The organism is Bacillus sp. z33, assembly GCF_058313615.1.
In genome coordinates, this window is the sequence record NZ_JBZFQN010000001.1 from 536497 (window position 1) to 554394 (window position 17898).

General features: G+C 35.1%; 19 protein-coding genes. 2 read left to right on the forward strand and 17 right to left on the reverse strand.

The features are described 5' to 3' along the window. Positions 1 to 26: 26 nt before the first annotated feature. From AC4G3L_RS02430 to AC4G3L_RS02465, 8 genes are all read right to left on the reverse strand, one after another. A complete protein-coding gene (locus tag AC4G3L_RS02430) occupies positions 27 to 815 on the reverse strand; it encodes a M15 family metallopeptidase (protein ID WP_491075385.1) in 789 nt (262 codons plus the stop codon). A gap of 308 nt (positions 816 to 1123) precedes the next feature. Next, entirely contained in the window at positions 1124 to 1828 is a 705-nt protein-coding gene (gene deoD / locus AC4G3L_RS02435) for a purine-nucleoside phosphorylase (protein WP_491075386.1), read from the reverse strand. A gap of 102 nt (positions 1829 to 1930) precedes the next feature. After that, on the reverse strand, positions 1931 to 2251 hold the full coding sequence (locus tag AC4G3L_RS02440) for a YodL domain-containing protein (RefSeq protein WP_491075387.1): 321 nt from the start codon (positions 2249 to 2251) through the stop codon (positions 1931 to 1933). A 382-nt stretch (positions 2252 to 2633) separates the two neighbouring features. Further along, the gene (yodN, locus tag AC4G3L_RS02445) at positions 2634 to 3332 is read right to left on the reverse strand and encodes a germination protein YodN (RefSeq protein ID WP_491075388.1); all 699 of its coding nucleotides are present in this window, start codon (positions 3330 to 3332) and stop codon (positions 2634 to 2636) included. Between the two features lie 311 nt (positions 3333 to 3643). Next, positions 3644 to 5398, reverse strand: coding sequence for a sensor histidine kinase (locus AC4G3L_RS02450; RefSeq protein WP_491075389.1), 1755 nt, complete (start codon positions 5396 to 5398; stop codon positions 3644 to 3646). Positions 5399 to 5520: 122 nt separating this feature from the next. Next, positions 5521 to 5742 carry a YozE family protein gene (locus AC4G3L_RS02455; RefSeq protein WP_491075390.1) on the reverse strand — a complete coding sequence of 74 codons (222 nt, stop codon included), beginning with the start codon at positions 5740 to 5742 and terminating at the stop codon, positions 5521 to 5523. A 321-nt stretch (positions 5743 to 6063) separates the two neighbouring features. After that, positions 6064 to 7527, reverse strand: coding sequence for an NAD(P)/FAD-dependent oxidoreductase (locus AC4G3L_RS02460; protein WP_491075391.1), 1464 nt, complete (start codon positions 7525 to 7527; stop codon positions 6064 to 6066). A gap of 221 nt (positions 7528 to 7748) precedes the next feature. Beyond that, positions 7749 to 7916, reverse strand: coding sequence for a YjcZ family sporulation protein (locus tag AC4G3L_RS02465; RefSeq protein ID WP_491075392.1), 168 nt, complete (start codon positions 7914 to 7916; stop codon positions 7749 to 7751). A gap of 138 nt (positions 7917 to 8054) precedes the next feature. Here AC4G3L_RS02465 and AC4G3L_RS02470 point away from each other — a divergent pair, with 138 nt between their 5' ends. Further along, complete coding sequence (locus AC4G3L_RS02470; RefSeq protein ID WP_491075393.1) at positions 8055 to 9149, forward strand: SGNH/GDSL hydrolase family protein; 1095 nt, start codon at positions 8055 to 8057, stop codon at positions 9147 to 9149. 410 nt (positions 9150 to 9559) lie between these two features. On the opposite strand, the gene msrB is transcribed toward AC4G3L_RS02470, so the two are convergent. Together msrB and msrA are read right to left on the reverse strand one after the other, a co-directional pair. Beyond that, entirely contained in the window at positions 9560 to 9988 is a 429-nt protein-coding gene (gene msrB, locus AC4G3L_RS02475; RefSeq protein WP_491075394.1) for a peptide-methionine (R)-S-oxide reductase MsrB, read from the reverse strand. After that, complete coding sequence (msrA, locus tag AC4G3L_RS02480) at positions 9981 to 10508, reverse strand: peptide-methionine (S)-S-oxide reductase MsrA (RefSeq protein ID WP_491075395.1); 528 nt, start codon at positions 10506 to 10508, stop codon at positions 9981 to 9983. The genes msrB and msrA overlap by 8 nt, the downstream gene beginning before the upstream one ends. Before the next feature lie 166 nt (positions 10509 to 10674). On the opposite strand from msrA, the gene AC4G3L_RS02485 reads away from it, so the two are divergent. Next, positions 10675 to 11418: a DUF4397 domain-containing protein gene (locus AC4G3L_RS02485; protein WP_491075396.1), complete on the forward strand. Its 744-nt coding sequence runs from the start codon at positions 10675 to 10677 to the stop codon at positions 11416 to 11418. 54 nt (positions 11419 to 11472) lie between these two features. Here AC4G3L_RS02485 and AC4G3L_RS02490 read toward each other — a convergent pair whose 3' ends face one another. From AC4G3L_RS02490 to AC4G3L_RS02520, 7 genes are all read right to left on the reverse strand, one after another. After that, positions 11473 to 12069 carry a YpmS family protein gene (locus tag AC4G3L_RS02490; protein ID WP_491075397.1) on the reverse strand — a complete coding sequence of 199 codons (597 nt, stop codon included), beginning with the start codon at positions 12067 to 12069 and terminating at the stop codon, positions 11473 to 11475. Beyond that, a complete protein-coding gene (locus AC4G3L_RS02495) occupies positions 12050 to 12907 on the reverse strand; it encodes an SGNH/GDSL hydrolase family protein (RefSeq protein ID WP_491075398.1) in 858 nt (285 codons plus the stop codon). The genes AC4G3L_RS02490 and AC4G3L_RS02495 overlap by 20 nt, the downstream gene beginning before the upstream one ends. A 97-nt stretch (positions 12908 to 13004) precedes the next feature. Beyond that, on the reverse strand, positions 13005 to 13589 hold the full coding sequence (locus AC4G3L_RS02500; RefSeq protein ID WP_491075399.1) for an SCO family protein: 585 nt from the start codon (positions 13587 to 13589) through the stop codon (positions 13005 to 13007). Positions 13590 to 13812: 223 nt separating this feature from the next. Further along, positions 13813 to 14913: a metallophosphoesterase gene (locus tag AC4G3L_RS02505; protein ID WP_491075400.1), complete on the reverse strand. Its 1101-nt coding sequence runs from the start codon at positions 14911 to 14913 to the stop codon at positions 13813 to 13815. Positions 14914 to 15557: 644 nt separating this feature from the next. Then, complete coding sequence (locus tag AC4G3L_RS02510) at positions 15558 to 16400, reverse strand: DegV family protein (protein WP_491075401.1); 843 nt, start codon at positions 16398 to 16400, stop codon at positions 15558 to 15560. Positions 16401 to 16776: 376 nt separating this feature from the next. Then, positions 16777 to 17514 (reverse strand): twin-arginine translocase subunit TatC, encoded by a 738-nt coding sequence (gene tatC, locus AC4G3L_RS02515; protein WP_491075402.1) that lies wholly within the window; start codon positions 17512 to 17514, stop codon positions 16777 to 16779. 81 nt (positions 17515 to 17595) lie between these two features. Next, positions 17596 to 17790 (reverse strand): twin-arginine translocase TatA/TatE family subunit, encoded by a 195-nt coding sequence (locus AC4G3L_RS02520; protein WP_491075403.1) that lies wholly within the window; start codon positions 17788 to 17790, stop codon positions 17596 to 17598. Positions 17791 to 17898: the final 108 nt, after the last annotated feature.

Genomic DNA, 17898 nt, shown 5'->3' on the forward strand with positions numbered 1-17898 from the left:
ATTATAACAGAACCACAAATTATATCCTACTCAGTTGCCAACTGGATATACTCTTCGAAGGTCAAGTCCCTGTTCTTCATATCTGTAGCATATTCTTTTCTCACATATCTAATATGCCAAGGTTCGTGCATATAGCCCGTTATTTTTTCTCCATTTTCTGGATAACGAATAATAAAGCCATATTCTGCCGAATTTTCCGCAAGCCATTGACCTGCTGCCGTTGAACCAAAGGCTTTATTCAATTGGTAATTATTTTCCGCACTTGAAACATCCATCGTCAGGCCCGTCTGATGCTCACTCTTTCCAGGCTCCGCAACCGATTGCTGAGCATGTTCGATACCGGATACTGCAATTTCTGCATTGTATAGTTGAACCTGTCTATCATAGGAACGGAAACCGGAGACCGCAGCGATTTCAACTCCATCTTCACTTGCTGCAGCAAACATTTTTTCAAGAGCCTCAGCAGCTTCTTTCCTCATAAACTGTTTTTCATGTTCTCCTGAGAAGGAAAACGTCACATCTGGTTTTACTAAATCACCTGCTCGATAACCAACTGGTAGGCTATATTCTTTGTTAACCAACACAAGTATATTATCTGGATTTTGGATGTAGTTAACACCATCCTCTACCTTAATATCGTTCAATAGATCAGCACCTAACTCAACACTGTTATCCTGTTCCTCCTGACCATTCGTTTCCTGTGCTTCGTTCTCATTCTCTTGATTAGATGAATTAACCGAATCAGTAGGTAATCCATCACATGCTGTGAGTAATAAAGCTGTTGCCATCATCATCTTTAGAAGTATTGTTCTCATTTCTCTTCCCTCACAATTTCTTTGCTCTAACTGCCACCAAGCTATTTCGTCTAGAATTATTCGTAGCTATTATTCTATTGGACCATTCAACTTAATCTGTTTATATGTATGTATGAATCCATTCTCTTAGGCGCGAATCCCATTTATCCTTTTATCTTTTTCAAGTATATATGAAACGATTGCTGTATGCTCTATTTTTTATAAAATCAATTTATTAAACCTACCACCATTCATCCTATAATTCACCAATAGCACTATTATATAAAAAAAGCCCTGGTTTTCACCAGAGCTTACTTGATTTTTTAATATTAGGCTTTAATTGCTGTGTCTAATGCTACTTCAATCATGTCATTAAATGTTGTTTGTCTTTCTTCAGCTGTTGTTTCTTCACCCGTAATAATATGGTCACTTACGGTCAAAATGGATAATGCCTGTCTGCCGTATTTAGCAGCTAATGTATATAGTGCAGTTGTTTCCATTTCAATCGCCAAAATACCATATTGCGCCCATTTTTGATGATCGGCTTTATCATTATAGAATTGGTCTGCTGTAAATACATTACCGACTTTAAGATGTAATCCTTTATCAACACCAGTATCATAGGCAGTTTTTAATAAATTAAAATCAGCTGTTGGCGCAAAATCTATTCCATCAAAAAGTAATTTATTCATATTGGAATCAGTAGATGATGTCATGGCTAAAATAACGTCTCTTACTTTAACATCTTTTTGAATCGCACCGCATGTACCGACACGAATTAATTTTTGTACATTGTAGCTTTGCATTAGTTCATTAACATAAATAGAGATGGACGGAACACCCATACCTGTTCCTTGAACAGACACTTTTTTACCTTTATATGTTCCTGTATAACCAAACATGTTTCTGACTTCATTATAACAAACTGGGTTGTCTAAAAATGTTTCAGCTATATATTTTGCTCTCAATGGATCTCCCGGTAATAAAACTGCTTCCGCGATTTCGTTTTCTTTAGCTCCTATATGTATACTCATGTTTGAATATTTCCTCCTTTATGTAACGACAATACTGTCTCTATTCAAATATAACTATACCACAAGCCATTAAGAAATAGAAAATGACGGATTATTCAGATTTTAACAGACGTAAAGACGGTTCACTATAGCCCAGCCACCTGATTGAAGCTGATAATAACTCTTTTTCTCATAATTATCACCAATCATAATGATATCCCCGCTTGATATGGTTCTCCCTTGATAATTCTCAGGTATCATATCTCTTATATTAAATTTCTTAAACAATTTATTAATAACATCCGTATGGTTATCTCCATCGATTTGCCCTTGATACACAAGTTTATAACCTTTTTTCTCCCGAGGGTGTTCGGTCTGAAATATGGCGATTTCATATTCTCTTCTTCTCAAAGTCGACCACTGTAAAATTCTTTGTTTTAGCATACTTTCCCTCCTAATGTGTTTCTTATTAAATTTACACCTTCCCTTAAGAAATTCCTGCAATGAAAAACTTCTATTTTTGTCGAAAGAAAATTTTCGTAGTCAGATGAGCTTTTTTAATACATTTTTTTGCTTTTTTTCAATGTTCTGTCGATTGGCTGGATTCTGCCGGAGTTTGGCTGAATCCTCTTGAGCTTGGCTGGATTATCGCAGGTTTGGCTGGATTCTGCCGGAGTTTGGCTGAATAATCGGGGGGGTTGGCTGGATTCTCACGAAGTTTGGCTGAACTATAGACGAAATTGTCTCATTTATTCTCAAATTCAGCATAAATAAATCTATATATGAAAAAACAGACCACTCTTGGTTTGAGAAGTCTGTTTTTTGATTAATGAGGTTCTTTTTTTTCCTTTGTGGTTTGATCCTCTACTAGTTTTTTCAGTTTTTTTACAGCTGTATTCATCACTTTACCATAGGTATCGTCGCCAAACATATCAAGCAATATTCGATAATCATTATAAATGTCGAGAAGATGATTAATCATGTCATCTTGTTCCATATCCTGGTTATTCTTTCTCTTTGAACTTAGCATGGGTGATATCTCTGTTGTCTTCTTGTAATGATTGACGTTCATTTTTTGATTAAGAGCATGTTTCTTTAAGAACTGTTCGGCATCCTTGGCATATGCCAGAAAAGTCAAATCATCTTCATTGCATTCCAGCCACTCATTATCATTAATCCTTGATAATTCATATATAATATCTTCCCAGGATTCTTCTTTGTATCTCCAAATCTCGGTCCGAAACCCCATGACTTTAAAGATTTCCTTTCCGTATCCTTTCACTTGCACCAGATCACCGAAAAAGAACTTATAATCAATGTTTACTTGTTCAGCTTCAAATAATAGTCCCTCAAATTCTTCTACAAGTATTAAAGAAGATTCCGTAAATACACCATCAGCACCTTGAATCTCATATACATAGGTTTGATTAAATTCTTGAACAGATTTTACTACACCGACGATTCCATTAACCAGTATGACTACAGAATTTCCAATCGCAAACTTTGGTTTATTATGCTTGCCCATTGCTGCCACCCCTTGAAGTTCGGGTAATTTTTTATCAGTATATGCAGTTCATATATGGAGGGGGAGCCTATAATTCTATTGTCTGAATTTTCTTAATGGCAGTTCGGTAAATTTAAATTATTAATCTGCTATTTCCGAATTCCTCAATGCCTTGCAGAACCTACTTTATAACCATACATTCTTTACATTATATAGACATTTGAAGCATTACTCATTAAATCCCCTTCAATATTGGTTAAGTTTCGGCAAAAAAATCCGCTTATTCTATGTAATAAGAATAAGCGGATTTTCAGATCGGGTGTTCACACTATTTATAAAAAGATGCTTTCATCAGATGGTATCGTCAGAGTAATACTTGTGCCTTCACCTTCAACACTTGTTATTTCAAATGAGCCTTTTAACTCTTCCATGATTTTCATGCTTGTAGTCAGTCCAAGTCCAGTACCGTTTTCTTTTGTAGTAAAAAAGGGAGTGCCAAGCTTTGTTAAAATAACTTCACTAATGCCGGGTCCATTATCCCGTATTGTCAATTTCACTTTACCTTCCACACAATCCGTTAAGATACTGATTGTACCACCCCCTGCCATTGCATCGCAGGAATTCTGAATAATATTCAAGATAACTTGATAGAGTCGATTTCGATCTGTATAAATCGTCCCTTCACAATGTATATCTTTTAAAATTGTAATATTTTTTTTATTCAGTTCTGCTCTTTGCAGCAGAATGATTTCTTCAATCAACTCATTAACCGAATACTTTTTTAAAATTAATTGATACGGTTTGGAGAGATTCAACAATTCACCAACGATTTTATTCATACGGTTAAGCTCTTCTATAATAATATCAATATAATTCTTAAATACTTTTTCATCGTATGGATGATCTCTCAATAATTGGAAAAGTCCCCGAATTGTTGTAATGGGATTCCTGATTTCATGGGCTACACCGGCTGCCAGTTGTCCGACATATTTAAGTTTTTCTGTCCTGAGAAGCTCCTTTTCCCGTTGCTCAAGTGTTTCAGTCATCGATATAAACATTTTATTAAGAACCATTAGCTCATAGTATGTGTTTTCAATCTGAGTATATTTCTCTCCATTTGTATATCTTTCTACACCTTCAGCCATGCTTTCAACAGGTTTAACCACTGTTCTGGTTATGTAATAGACAAATCCCAAAATAGCAAGCAGCATTAACAATCCAATAAATATATATCCATTTATCAGTTTCAATAGCGGTGCATATACAATCTTTTTATTGGCTGCTGTAATGACATACCACTGCTCCTGTGCATCGGCTCTTGTCTTGATTGACTTAACTGCAAATAGCTGCTTCCCATCTTCAGATTGAATTAATTCATTGTTTTCATCAGATACAATCAAATCATTAATAGATAAATGATTATCCTTAAGAAAATTTGATTTCAAAATATTTTCTTCATTTTGCTCTGATACAATCCAGCCCTCATGATTTATCATAAATGCCTTATAAGGAAATTTTTGACGTTCAAGCGTTAAATTGGATTCAATGGTTTTCCACAAATAAAACAAATCAAATGTAGGAGCAAATACTCCATTCATTTCGTTATTATTCGTATACACAGGAGTACTAATCCAAAAAAAAGGTTTTTGATGGTCAAATTTATATACTTTTGATAAATATTGTATACCTGCACTTGATTTTTTAAAGGATTCACTTGTAATGAAATTAGCAGACAAATCACTATGCTCTTCTGAAGGGTATACCTCACCATTCTTATTCACATAAATATACCCCGAGTAAATCGATTTTGACTCAACGTACTCTTTCAAAAACTGTAAGGAATCTGCTTTATGATCCGACTGTATACCCGAATGCTTACTTAAGTAGGCAAGGTCACTAATTCTCTCATCTATAAATCGATCCGTTGTATCTGCCGCATGATAGGATGCTGTTCTTAACGTCATTCTAACCTGATTTTCAATTAACCCTTTCTGGGTAGAATAAGAAATAAGTCCAAGGCATACTAAAGGCACGGATGAGATAATAAGCGAATACCATAATAAACGCGTTTGTAATCGAACTGGCATAGTAACACCTGTTTCTTTCTGATAAAATTCATTGGCTAAAAACTCATTTTATACTATTAAAATTGATTATACATTTTAATTAGATAGGGTTACTATGATTTTAATGTAATCGTACCCTATACTTACTGACCAATATGCTGAAGGTATAAATTCCAGGCATCATCAAATAAGCTCATGTCCAATATATATTCACCATTCATTTCTAAATAAAGGCTTATTTCATGATAGTCAGATGAATTTCTAGGAAAACCTGGATCATGAAAGACATTTTCAGCAAAAATGGACATTTCACTTTTCTCCAGGGCATGCCTATATGTGTTTAAAAATTGATAAAAAGATTTCACTTGCTTCCGCTCCACTCATTTAACATTAATCAGGCAATATACATATTACCTAAAAAAACTCCATAATGCTATTATTTACCCAAATACTTGGCGGTTATGTGAAAGCTGTCTAAATCTTATTTTACCTTTAATCTAACATGTATAAATGTTAACAATATGGATAATTTTTAGCTAAATATGTATTGAAAGGATAATTTTTCGTTTCATCCAGTAATAAGTATACATGAAAACAAACTTTTTCGTATTATATTTAATAAAATTTTATAGATTAACAATATTTTTTGTATAAAAAAGACTTCGGCTAAGCCGAAGTTCATCATTTTATACTAAAGCTGGTTCCACCTTGACTTCCGTAACTTTACGGATAATATCACGTGCTACCCAAACACCGCAAGCACTTGCTTGTGCTAGCCCTCTTGTAATACCGCCTCCGTCTCCACCCACATATAAATTTACTATATCAGTTTGGAAGTGCTCATCCAGATTTGGACGTGCGGAGTAAAATTTCGCTTCTACTCCATAGAACAGAGTGTGCTCAGAGGCTAAGCCAGGCGTAACTTTATTTAATGCTTCTGTCATTTCAATTAAACTCTTCATTGTATTGTACGGTAGGACTAATCCTAAATCTCCTGGGACCGCCTCTTTCATTGTAGGTTCTATAAAGCCTTCTTTTATTCTTTTTAAAGTAGACCGTCTACCCCTTAAGATATCACCATACTTTTGAACAATTAAACCGCCATTTGAAAGAGCATTCGCCAGTCTTGATATATCTTGTGCATATTCGGTAGGTTTATCAAATGGCTCGGAAAATTTATGTGATACCAATAATGCAAAATTTGTATTATTACTCCCAAGCTTAGGATCTTTGTAGGCATGTCCGTTGGCAAGCATAATTCCGGAATGATTCTCGACCACCACATGTCCGGATGGATTGGAACAAAATGTTCGAACTTTTGTACCAACAGACGTATTATAAATAAACTTACCTTCATACAAATACTTATTAATTTCTTCCATTACGATATCAGACGTTTCAACCCTTACTCCTACATCCACCTGATTGCTTGTCATCTTAAAACGGCGTTTTTTCAAAATTTCTGTCAACCATATTGATCCATCTCTTCCCGGTGCAACAATGACGTAATCCGAGAAAATTTGTTCACCATTTTTAAGCAAAATTCCTTTTGTAACGATTTGGTGATCCTGTTTTTCCGTGATTACATCCTCTACTTCTGTTTTGAATACCATATCAATTCTATCTTTTAAATATTCATAAATACTTTTTAATATTTCCAGATTTTGCTCTGTACCCAAATGGCGCACTTTTGCTCGCAAAAGTTTTAAACCAGCGGAGTATCCACGCTTTTCAATTTGACGGACTTCCTCACTCATCGGATCTGTAATTGTATCAGTTGCTCCATGTTTTAAGTTAATTGCATCCACATACTTAATTAGTTCAACAACTTGATTATTTGGCAAATAATCCGTCATCCATCCGCCAAATTCACTGGTGATATTAAATTTCCCATCTGAATATGCCCCTGCACCACCAAAACCGTTCGTAATTGAACAGGCAGGTAAGCATCCAGCAAAGCTCTTACGATTAGTTGGTGGTGGACATTTTACAATTTTCTTTTGCAATATAGGACAATTTCTTCTATATATATCATGACCTTTATCAATTAAGAGTATCTTCGCTTCCGGTAACTTTAATGTAAATTCGTAGGCAGCGAATATACCAGCAGGTCCAGCGCCCACGATAATCACATCATAATTCGTTTTCATATGAGGATCTCCTCCGTAAAAATGGCATTTCTTCCAATGAAAACTATATCAAAATGAATATGTAACGTCAACTAATAACACGAACATTAATAAATTTATAATGAATTTCATTCGTTTATAAAGGTATTTTATATAGTATTTTAATCAAAATAGGTTAATTTTTTCGCAAATTACAAAAAAAAAGGGACGGGTGACCGTCCCGTTCTTATCAATTAGTACAATCAGCAGAAAGAAGCACCAATAATGATAAGAAGGATAAATAAAACAACAATCAGTGCAAATCCGGAACCAAAACCGCCTCCGCCTCCGCTTCCATATCCGTAACCTCCAGAACCATATCCACCATATCCATATCCTCCACCGTAACAACCATCTTGACCGTAAAACATTTGCTTCACTCCTTCAGAAGTTCATCCTTACATTTTCACTATATGTGTTAAACGCCCTTTGGGTATGTGCATATGCCTAATTCTGTTGTAAATTTCAGGAGAACGTTGTAACATCAAACTAGAATAGAGAGAAGTATAATGGGGGTTAGTTTAATTTTAAAGCGTAAACAAGCAATATTTCTCGGTATGATCTTAGTCGTGGGCATACTCATATTTTTTAACATCAACATCTTCTATAGTAAAAGCCAAACACAGGACTTATTTAATAAACTACAGAACGCCCAAAGAATTCATTATGTAGTAATTGGAGATAGTATTGGTCGAGGCTCGGGCGCAGAAACACCTGAACTTACCTGGTTTTCACAATTAGAAGACAGGGTGGAAGAAAGCTATGGCAGCAGAATGAGCGGACAATATATCGTTCAAAGTGGGTCTACATCATTTGAAGGAATCTATAAATTACAAAACACGAAAATTTCCCCTTACGCAGATTTGATTTTTATCGTATTTGGGGAAAATGACCGAAAATACATGCTGAAAGACGATTTCGCCGAATTGTATGAAAACCTAATTCGACAAACTAAGATGAGAGCACCGCAAGCAACCGTAATAACCGTCATTGAGAGTAGCTTACCAGATGAAGGATTTGCTCAAACAATTCAGGAAATCAGTCACTACTATGGAGCCATGACGGTGGATATGCGGACAGTTTTTAAAGAATCCCCCTTTTCCATAGCAGAATTAACAAAAGACTCCATCCATCCAAATGGTAAAGGATATGAATTATATTCGACTGAAATCTTTGAAACTCTTAGTGCATTAAAACAAACTCAAAAAACAGAAATTCTTCCTCCAGCTAAGTGGATTAAAGATGATTTCCAGTTAAAAATGAAAGAACAATATAAGCATAATAAGGGATTTATAAAGAAAGCCGCATTCCTGTACTCAAATAAAGAAAACCATCACCTAATATACCAATTTAACGGGCCAATGGTTGGAATCACTTTATTGCGTGGTCCGGATGGAGGAATGGCCGATATCTACATAGATAATCAATTTCATAGCACCATCAGTACATGGTGGCCATTTCAAAAAGAAAGATATATTTACCTGGAAAATAACGTAAGTGAAGGCACACATGAACTGAAAATTATTCCTGCTGGCATTCAAAGTAAAAATAATGTAACGAATGAATCCTTTATTCGGATTTACGGAATCATTGAAAAAGAGTAGATTTTTATTGGAGCTGTCTTTAAATGGACACTCCTTTTTCCAATATATAATCTTCACAATCACAACAACCAGCAGATCACGCATTTAAGACCGCTTCTTTACTATTATTCAGCCAACCGATTGATTTTTGCTTAGAACTCCATATTCAAAATAACGAAGAGCATTGCAGAAGATTTCGGTAAGCTATTTTAAACATAAATATACTCTCATTTTATGGTGAAATAATGTGTCCGTTTATGAACTAAAAAAAGATTATTCATTATATAAATTCAAGAATAATAAAAAAACAGCTGGCGTGAGATCGGTAAAAACCCATCTTCACACCAGCTATTTATCTGTTTTATTTGAAACTCTGACCTTTCGGCTTCACGCCACAAAACACTCACAGAATCGGTTCTTCTCGTTTTTCATCACTTAAATAATTTCTTATATTGTCCGTATCCTTGAGTTTCCAAATCTTCTTTTGGAATAAACTTCATTGCTGCAGAATTGATACAGTATCTTAATCCAGCTGGTCCTGGTCCATCTGGAAAAACATGCCCCAGATGAGAATCCGCTTCATTACTCCTGACTTCTATCCTATGTGCGCTCAATGAATAATCGTCTTTCTCAATTATTTCAGATTCATCAATTGGCTTTGTAAAACTTGGCCATCCACATCCGGCATCATACTTATCCAATGAACTGAATAGTGGCTTTCCGGAAATAACATCTACGTAGATTCCGTCTTCCTGATGATCCCAGTATTCGTTACGAAATGGCGGTTCAGTGCCGTTTCGTTGTGTAACATCATATTGAATCGGCGATAATTTTTTCAGACGCTCAGAATAATTAGTCATTTTTTTCACTCCAGTGCTCGTTTATAAATCCGGCACGACCAGAACCTACTTGATAGGATTCATAATGTGCCTTGTTTTTCTTATAAAAATCTTGATGATATTCCTCAGCTGCATAAAATGGCTTGGCAGGCAGAATCGGTGTCACAATGTCTTTTGTGAATTTTCCGCTATTCCCCAAATCTTGTTTTGACTGTTCCGCAACTTCCTTCTGTTCCTTAGTTGTATAAAAAATGGCTGTCTTATAAGATTCCCCGCGATCACAAAATTGCCCACCATCATCCGTTGGATCAATTTGCTGCCAAAATAACTCGACAATCGATTTATATTTTATAATATCTGGGTCAAATGTAATTTCAACTGCTTCGACATGCCCAGTTGTTCCTGCACAAACTTCTTCGTAAGTAGGATATTCTTTATGTCCGCCTGTATAGCCAGCTATGACGCTTTGTACTCCCGGGAATGTATCAAAAGGTTTTACCATGCACCAAAAACACCCACCGGCAAATATTGCTTTTTCCATTATCCTACCTCCATTTTATTTCATTTTATTAATGTATTAGTTATTTTACTCTTTATCTGCCCATTAAGAAAATGGTTTGCTTATGACTTTTAACATATATAGACACTTGCCTAAGCTCTATTGCATATAGCTAAAGTAAAATTAGGATGTTCGAGGAGTGATAGCAATGTCCTCTATCAGTACAGAAGAGTATAATCAAAAGGCTCAAAAGTACGATTTACTATCTCAATATTATAAATACTCCAATCCTGGACTATTTATAGACTATTACTTTCAACACTTATCTTATATGAATCGGCTCAGGCATCAACTTCCTGTTCAAAGAGTAAGTACAGATCGCTCCACGATTGGAAAGGTTAGATTTTTTCATGCTCTATCATCTGTTAAGAATATAGATATGTATCTAAACGGAACAAGAATTTTCCGTCGTGTTCCCTTTAAGTCGGTAAGTCATTATTTATCACTTCCGGAGGGGAAGTATCAAATTGACCTTTATCCAAGTGATCAGTTACAAACCGTTTTATTGAGCACAAAAATGGAAATTAAAGAGGGGTCTCCTTACACCGTCATTGCTACAGGAGATAATCTACTTTCCATAAAGGACGATCTTTTCCTACCCAGCAAAGAGACAAAATTAAATTGTCTGAATCTCAATCCTGATTCGGGCGGAATTGATATAGCCGTTACAGACGGAGATACCATTTTTTCTAATTTAGCCTTTAAAAAGCCCAGCTCCTATCTTGGATTAACCCCCATGACAATAGAATTTTTAATAAAATGTTCAAAATCAAAAAAAATGATACTCGATCCTTTTTCCGTCACCCTTCATCCGAATCAAATATATACAATGACAATCTTAAGTAGGGGAACTGATCATCGAGACGCTGAAATACAGTTTATTTATAACTAATAAAAAGAGGAATTGAGCCTATGGATTCCATAGTACACAATTCCTCTTTTTTAATTATTCTACCGGTACTAATAAATTTAATTCAATATCATCATTTTTCAAATCAAAAGATTTTGATTTAACCGTTATACCACTTTTTAAATCCATTTTACTTAATGCCAAATAAATCGTCTTATCACTCGGTCTGATTATCACCCAATCAGGCATCTTATATTTTTCATCAATATAATTCAGGACAAATGTTGCCGGCAAACTCATCCCGCCAATTTGTATAGATTCATGTTTTAAAAGCAAGTCACCATTCTCTAATGTAACTGGGTCAAATAACACCTTTAGCTCGACATTCCTTCCAAACGCTGCTAGTGTTCCGTACAATTCCAGATTATCCTTTAAAAGTACCTCATATTGGATAGGGCTATCTGAACTTTCTTCCTCAATATAATGATTAATAATCCGATTAAGGTCTTCCTTGTTTGAAGTAAACGGAATTTCAACTGTTTCTTTGTTTTTGGCTAGCTTATTTAATGATTCATCATCTTTTACTGGACGAGTTGTCCAGTAGATCAGAATACATGCTGCGATTAAATTTATGGTTAATAGTCCAAAAAAAAGTAACTTCCACTTATTATTTTTATTGAAGATTTCCCCCATTATTCTCCCCCTCATTGACCATCCTCATATTATTTATATTATCAACGGTACGCTCTTTCATTTCGTCATATATTCGCTTTGCAATGATTTCATAACCCCTGTCATTCGGATGAAAATAATCTTCCTTGTATAAAAGATTTTCATCCGAATCTGAGAATGCATCATCTATCTCTATGAAAAATGCATTTGAATCCTTGTTAACAATTTCTCGACTGATGCTATTCCAATCATCCATAATCTTATCCAGTTCCTGAAAAGTAGAGATCCATTTACCGAAAGGGTTATACAATCCGACAAAATAAATTTCTGCATCCTTATTATACTGTCTAATTACACTAAAAATCTCTTTTAATCGCTCCTCATAATGCTCGGCCTCGAGGTAAAAATCTTGCATTGTTAAATTTGTAAATTGATCTTTTACAACTTTCATGATATCATTCCCGCCAATGGTGATCACAATGACATCTGCCTGTTGAATATCAGAAATTAATTGTGGTGTTTGCAGTTTTTTCAAGAGATCTGTGGTTCTATTACCGCGAACACCATGATTGGCAAATTCAGCTTCTTTAATCCCTTTATTTTGTTCTAAATAAGATACTAAATAAGGAATATATCCACCACTTTCACTGCTGTCCCCGACCCCCTGTGTCAAGGAATCTCCTAAGGATACAATATTTATATCAGTTGGAAAGAAATCATCGGGTATTTCTTGTTTTACTGCTTTTGTTAGATAAGAGGTTGAGTGTTCTTCCACTTGCTTGCCTAATAATGTTTGGACAATATTACACCCAGAAAGCATAAAAGACAGCATCACAGTTATCGAAATTTTCCAAAACATAAGATGTCACCTGCCTTAATAATACTCTTATTATACTCATTATATTTACAACAATTATCAATATGATATAAAAAAGGACAGGTTTCCCTGCCCTCCCCTATTTGGATTGTAGTATTTTTATATGCTTCATAATATCATCGATGGGTATATCTTCAAGTCCGGAATATTGCTGAACCACTATTCCATCTTGATTCACCAATGAAAAACTGGTTCCATGAATGACCTGATCTCCTTCAGCGGGCTTCGAGACCATTAATTTAAAGCTATCTTTTGCCAAGCTTTCAATTGTTTCCTGGTCATATCCCGTCAAAAAACTCCAATTATCGAAATCCGCCTGAAAACTTTCCCCATATTTTTTTAAAACAGAAGGTTTATCAAACGCTGGATCCACACTAAAGGATACAATATGTACATCTTCAAGACCTTCTTCAGATATCTTATTCTGAAGCTTTTTCATATTAGATGTCATCGGCAAACATACCGTATTACAATTTGTAAAAATGAAGTCAGCAATCCAAACTTTTCCTTTTAAATCAGCTTTTGATAAGGTATTGCCACTTTGGTCAGTAAAGGTAAATTCATTTACCTTCCAATTCTTAGCATTAGGTATTTCTTGTTCGGAACATGCATTTACAATCATAACCAGAAACAAAATCATTGCTATTTTGCCAAAATATTTCATGGATAACCACCCTGTGATCAATCTCTATTAATGCTAATTTTATCAAAATCTGTATTTTCACAAAAGTATTTTGCCTATATTTCATGTATTTTCTTTTAAGATGAGGTTACATGATAATCAAACAAATTGGTCATCTATTCCAAAAATTATGAATAGCTTTGGCATTCTTCAAAATCTATAAAAGGCTTAAACATGTAGTAATAGCGATTATTCTATCCATTTCCTACTCAAACTGGATTTCAATTGATACAATTTCAGAGCGTGTACCGATTCTAATAGGCGGTCCCCAAAAACCATAACCAGAGGTCACGATTGTGTGCATCTGTTCCTGTTGTAAATAACCCCAATCATTTTCATAAATCGCATCAGTGATTAAGTTACCAGGGAAAATTTGCCCGCGATGAGTATGACCGGACACCATTAGGTCAATACCTTCCTGTTGTGCAATGTTAAGTTCATAAGGCTGATGTTCCAATAAAATAGCAGGTTTTTCAAGATCCACTCCGCTCATTATTTTTTCTAATGGCAATCTGTCCTCTTCGGTTCGATCTTTACGCCCAATGAGCGTGAATTCATTTTCAACTTTTACCGTTTCATCGTACAATACATTGATACCACTGCGTTCCAAGGCTAGAATTAATTCCTGCATGGTACCATCATGCTTATCATGATTGCCAAGCGATGCATAGACTCCATATGGTGCATGAAGCTTGGATAATATTTGATCAATTTTTTGATCAAGGAATGGTTGAACATCATCATCAAAAAGATCGCCGGGAAGCAGGATTAGATCTGGGTTGAGTTTGTTGATTTGATCCACTAAACGCTCTGCATGATCTTTGCCTGACAGCAGACCAAAGTGTGTATCAGCCGCCATTACAATATCTAGGGTATCAAGGGAAGATGATCCTTTATCCATCTTAATTTCATAGCTGCGAACGACAGGGCTGTATGCATTATATGTGCCGTATAATAGAAAGAACACAAGCAACCCCATAGCGACGATGCCTGTCCATTTTTGTGTTCCATGTCGCGGCAGGCGGGTTAGGCGTAAGATTATAACCATAAGATGGGCAAGAGGAACTAACAATAACAGCAAATAAAAGCATGCCATCCAGTAAGCACCAATAATATTTAAAAATGTAATCCCGGAAATGCGGCCGACAATAAACGAACTCCCTGCAAACACGAAGATAAGGATGTAAAGGATCTTAAAACGACGACTTGATGATTCTGGTCGGAGCAAAACATACCCCCGCCAGCCAATATAGTAAACAAGTCCGCCATAGAGTAATAGTGCGATAACTATAGTGAGAATGAACATATGTATTCTGTAAACTCCTTTTCGTATAAATTGTGTCTTTATTTCAATAAAGCAACGACAGGCGGGATCTTATTTCTGTCCACGAGATGTTGCACTAATTTTTTTAATCACTTTAATCATAATAACCTTTTATCGCCGATTTAAGAATAAATTTGCAAGATTGGAATACATCCAACCTAATAGATAAGCCATCATTCCAGAGGAAGCACTGATTGACACTTTCCTTATAAATCTATTCCTGTTCAGTTATGGTACTTAGCTATGATAAAACTTTTTTCACCTAGGTGGGATATACACTCTAAATGTTGTACCACTTTCCACTTCAACTTCCTTTTCATTCTCTCGATGATTGTTAGCACAGCATGAAACCATTACTAGTCTCTTTATCTTTTAACGGATAAAAAGCCGTTCCCAATTATTGAGAAGATAAAAAGGACTATTCCCATAAAAATAGCTGTTAACATGAGAATTTTACGTTATTATGTTAATCAGCTTTTATATTTATCAGAGGACCTTGAAAAATCTCGTAGTATCTATGTATAGACAAAATTAGGCAGGTTACCTGTAAAAAATAAAAAATATTATTTAAATCATAAAAAATACACTATCCCCCATGTAATAGTGTATTTTTACATTTATATAATTTATTCTGCATAATACATAAAACCTATTGCCCCTATACCTGTATGTGTACTGATAATAGGCGTTGTATCATAGATTGGTACATCATCTATTCCAAGTTCTTTTATAATCATTTCTTTAAGTTTCGTTGCAAGTTCTATTGCATCGGCATGAGTAATGCCAATCCCTTTCAGGACTTTCCCCTCCGTATCCTGCACAAGCTGCTTAACCAAATACTTGACAATTTGGCTTTGACTTCTTACTTTTGCTACGGGAGTATATTCACCTGTATCCAGTGAAGCAATCGGCTTAATATTTAAGAGTGAGCTTAACATAGCCTTTCCTTTTCCGATTCGGCCACCCTTCACTAAATTCTCCAGAGTATCTACCACTACAAAAAGACGCGTATTTTCCCTAATATGATCAATTCGTTCAACAATCTCATCCATCGTTTTGCCTTCATTTGCCAATTTAGCTGCTTCTAATACCTGAAAGGCTAATGCATTGGATATATATTTTGAATTAACGACAGTAACTTTCCCGTCGGCCATCCTGGCGGCGGTCTGAGCCGACTGAACAGTTCCGCTCATTTGAGCAGTCATATGGATAGATAACACTTCACTTCCGTCTTCCGACAGTTTATTATAAACCTCTAAGAATTCACCTGCCGGCGGCTGTGAGCTTTTTGGAAGTTCTTCCGATTGCTGCATTTTTGTTATAAACTCGTTTGGTGAAATGTCAACGCCATCAATGTATGTTTCTCCATCTATTGTAATTGAGAGTGGTACAACCGTTATGTTATTCTCTTTGATGATCTCTTTTGGCAGATCAAGAGTTGAGTCAGTAACAATTTTAACATTTGGCATATTTTCACATCCTATATGTATGACTATTCATATTATACACGGTAGAAATTAAATTTTAAATGCATTTTATTATTACCTTTATAATTTAGATAGGGATTGCCGATACGGGGTAAACTCACTTTTCTATCTATTGTTTACACAAATAGCACGCAATCACTTGTCCTGTTATTGAAACTTGTACGTAATTGAGTTGTTTCAATATTTCCTATATTTTTAAAATACAACCTACCTCGATAAACCATTTTGAATTTAGATAGAGAAAGAGTGCAAATCGTCGTCGATTCACACTCATCTGTTCAAATAAGTCTTTTTAAGATTAGCTAGTTGCTTTAAAAAATAAAAATACTCTCGGTCCAATCTGCGTAACTCACCTACCTCACTCCAGCACTAATTCGGAATGCTCCGCTTTCTTTAGCTTTCGTTTATATACATATTTTGATAGTGATATACTTATTTCATATAGCAGCAGTAAAGGAACTGAGACAATAAAATCAGACAGAAATTCAGGCGGAGTAATCAGGATTGCGATCACAATTAATACAAAATAAGCATATTTTCTATACTTTGCCATTATGTAGGGATTGATAATCCCAAGAGACGTCAAAAACATCATGACAACGGGCAGTTCAAACAGAAATGCAAATGGCAATGACATATTAATGATAAATTTAAAATATTTTTCTGCCGTATAGGCTGTCGTCATCACATCATTCCCCAGATCTGTTAAGAAGCTTATAACAATTGGGAAAATGACAAAATATCCAAAAGATAATCCGGCAATGAATAAAATAAACAAAGCAGGTATATAGGATAATGCAATCTTTTGTTCATGTTTCAAAAGCGCAGGTTTTACAAACAACCAAAGCTGAATTGCAAGAACAGGTATCGTGCAGGCAATAGCCACAATTGAAGCTATTGTAAAGTAAATCCACATAACATCACTAGGTCCAAGTACAATAAGCTTCTCTTCGACATTACGAGTAAAAAATTTATATATATCTTTTACAAAGAAGAAGGATACACATAAAAATAGTACAAAAGCAGTTACCGTGATGATTAACCTTGTTCTCAATTCATCAAGGTGCTCTATGATATTTAATTCTTTCTCTTCCAAACTAGAGTCACGCCTTTCTGAATCCCTTTAAAGAGGTGTAAGAATTTATTCTCACACCTCTCTTAAATTGAAACTATTCAATTATTTGTTGGCTTCTTTTTTAACATCCCTTATATCATCCATTACATCACTGGTTAAATCTTTTGTGGAATTTTTAAATTCTCGTAACGTTTGACCAAACGCCCTGCCGATTTCAGGTAGCTTCTTAGGTCCAAAGATAATCAGTACTAGTAATAGGATTAATATTAATCCCGGTACCCCTATATTTGAGAACATGCTTTTCTCCCCTCCCAAGCTGATATGAATCTACTACTATTATAATTGTTTTAAGAGTAATGAAAAGAAATTATTTCATATAAAAACAGTTTATTTCAACTTTTACTT

Excerpts from the sequence above, each read along its gene's own strand:
- AC4G3L_RS02520 (WP_491075403.1), bottom strand. The coding sequence starts at position 17,790 with ATGTTCTCAAATATAGGGGTACCGGGATTAATATTAATCCTATTACTA.
- AC4G3L_RS02430 (WP_491075385.1), bottom strand. The coding sequence starts at position 815 with ATGAGAACAATACTTCTAAAGATGATGATGGCAACAGCTTTATTACTC.
- AC4G3L_RS02505 (WP_491075400.1), bottom strand. The coding sequence starts at position 14,913 with ATGTTCATTCTCACTATAGTTATCGCACTATTACTCTATGGCGGACTT.
- yodN (WP_491075388.1), bottom strand. The coding sequence starts at position 3,332 with ATGGGCAAGCATAATAAACCAAAGTTTGCGATTGGAAATTCTGTAGTC.
- AC4G3L_RS02460 (WP_491075391.1), bottom strand. The coding sequence starts at position 7,527 with ATGAAAACGAATTATGATGTGATTATCGTGGGCGCTGGACCTGCTGGT.
- AC4G3L_RS02495 (WP_491075398.1), bottom strand. The coding sequence starts at position 12,907 with ATGTTTTGGAAAATTTCGATAACTGTGATGCTGTCTTTTATGCTTTCT.
- AC4G3L_RS02510 (WP_491075401.1), bottom strand. The coding sequence starts at position 16,400 with ATGCCAAATGTTAAAATTGTTACTGACTCAACTCTTGATCTGCCAAAA.
- AC4G3L_RS02450 (WP_491075389.1), bottom strand. The coding sequence starts at position 5,398 with ATGCCAGTTCGATTACAAACGCGTTTATTATGGTATTCGCTTATTATC.
- msrA (WP_491075395.1), bottom strand. The coding sequence starts at position 10,508 with ATGGAAAAAGCAATATTTGCCGGTGGGTGTTTTTGGTGCATGGTAAAA.
- msrB (WP_491075394.1), bottom strand. The coding sequence starts at position 9,988 with ATGACTAATTATTCTGAGCGTCTGAAAAAATTATCGCCGATTCAATAT.
- AC4G3L_RS02490 (WP_491075397.1), bottom strand. The coding sequence starts at position 12,069 with ATGGGGGAAATCTTCAATAAAAATAATAAGTGGAAGTTACTTTTTTTT.
- AC4G3L_RS02440 (WP_491075387.1), bottom strand. The coding sequence starts at position 2,251 with ATGCTAAAACAAAGAATTTTACAGTGGTCGACTTTGAGAAGAAGAGAA.
- AC4G3L_RS02500 (WP_491075399.1), bottom strand. The coding sequence starts at position 13,589 with ATGAAATATTTTGGCAAAATAGCAATGATTTTGTTTCTGGTTATGATT.
- AC4G3L_RS02470 (WP_491075393.1), top strand. The coding sequence starts at position 8,055 with ATGGGGGTTAGTTTAATTTTAAAGCGTAAACAAGCAATATTTCTCGGT.
- deoD (WP_491075386.1), bottom strand. The coding sequence starts at position 1,828 with ATGAGTATACATATAGGAGCTAAAGAAAACGAAATCGCGGAAGCAGTT.
- AC4G3L_RS02485 (WP_491075396.1), top strand. The coding sequence starts at position 10,675 with ATGTCCTCTATCAGTACAGAAGAGTATAATCAAAAGGCTCAAAAGTAC.
- AC4G3L_RS02465 (WP_491075392.1), bottom strand. The coding sequence starts at position 7,916 with ATGTTTTACGGTCAAGATGGTTGTTACGGTGGAGGATATGGATATGGT.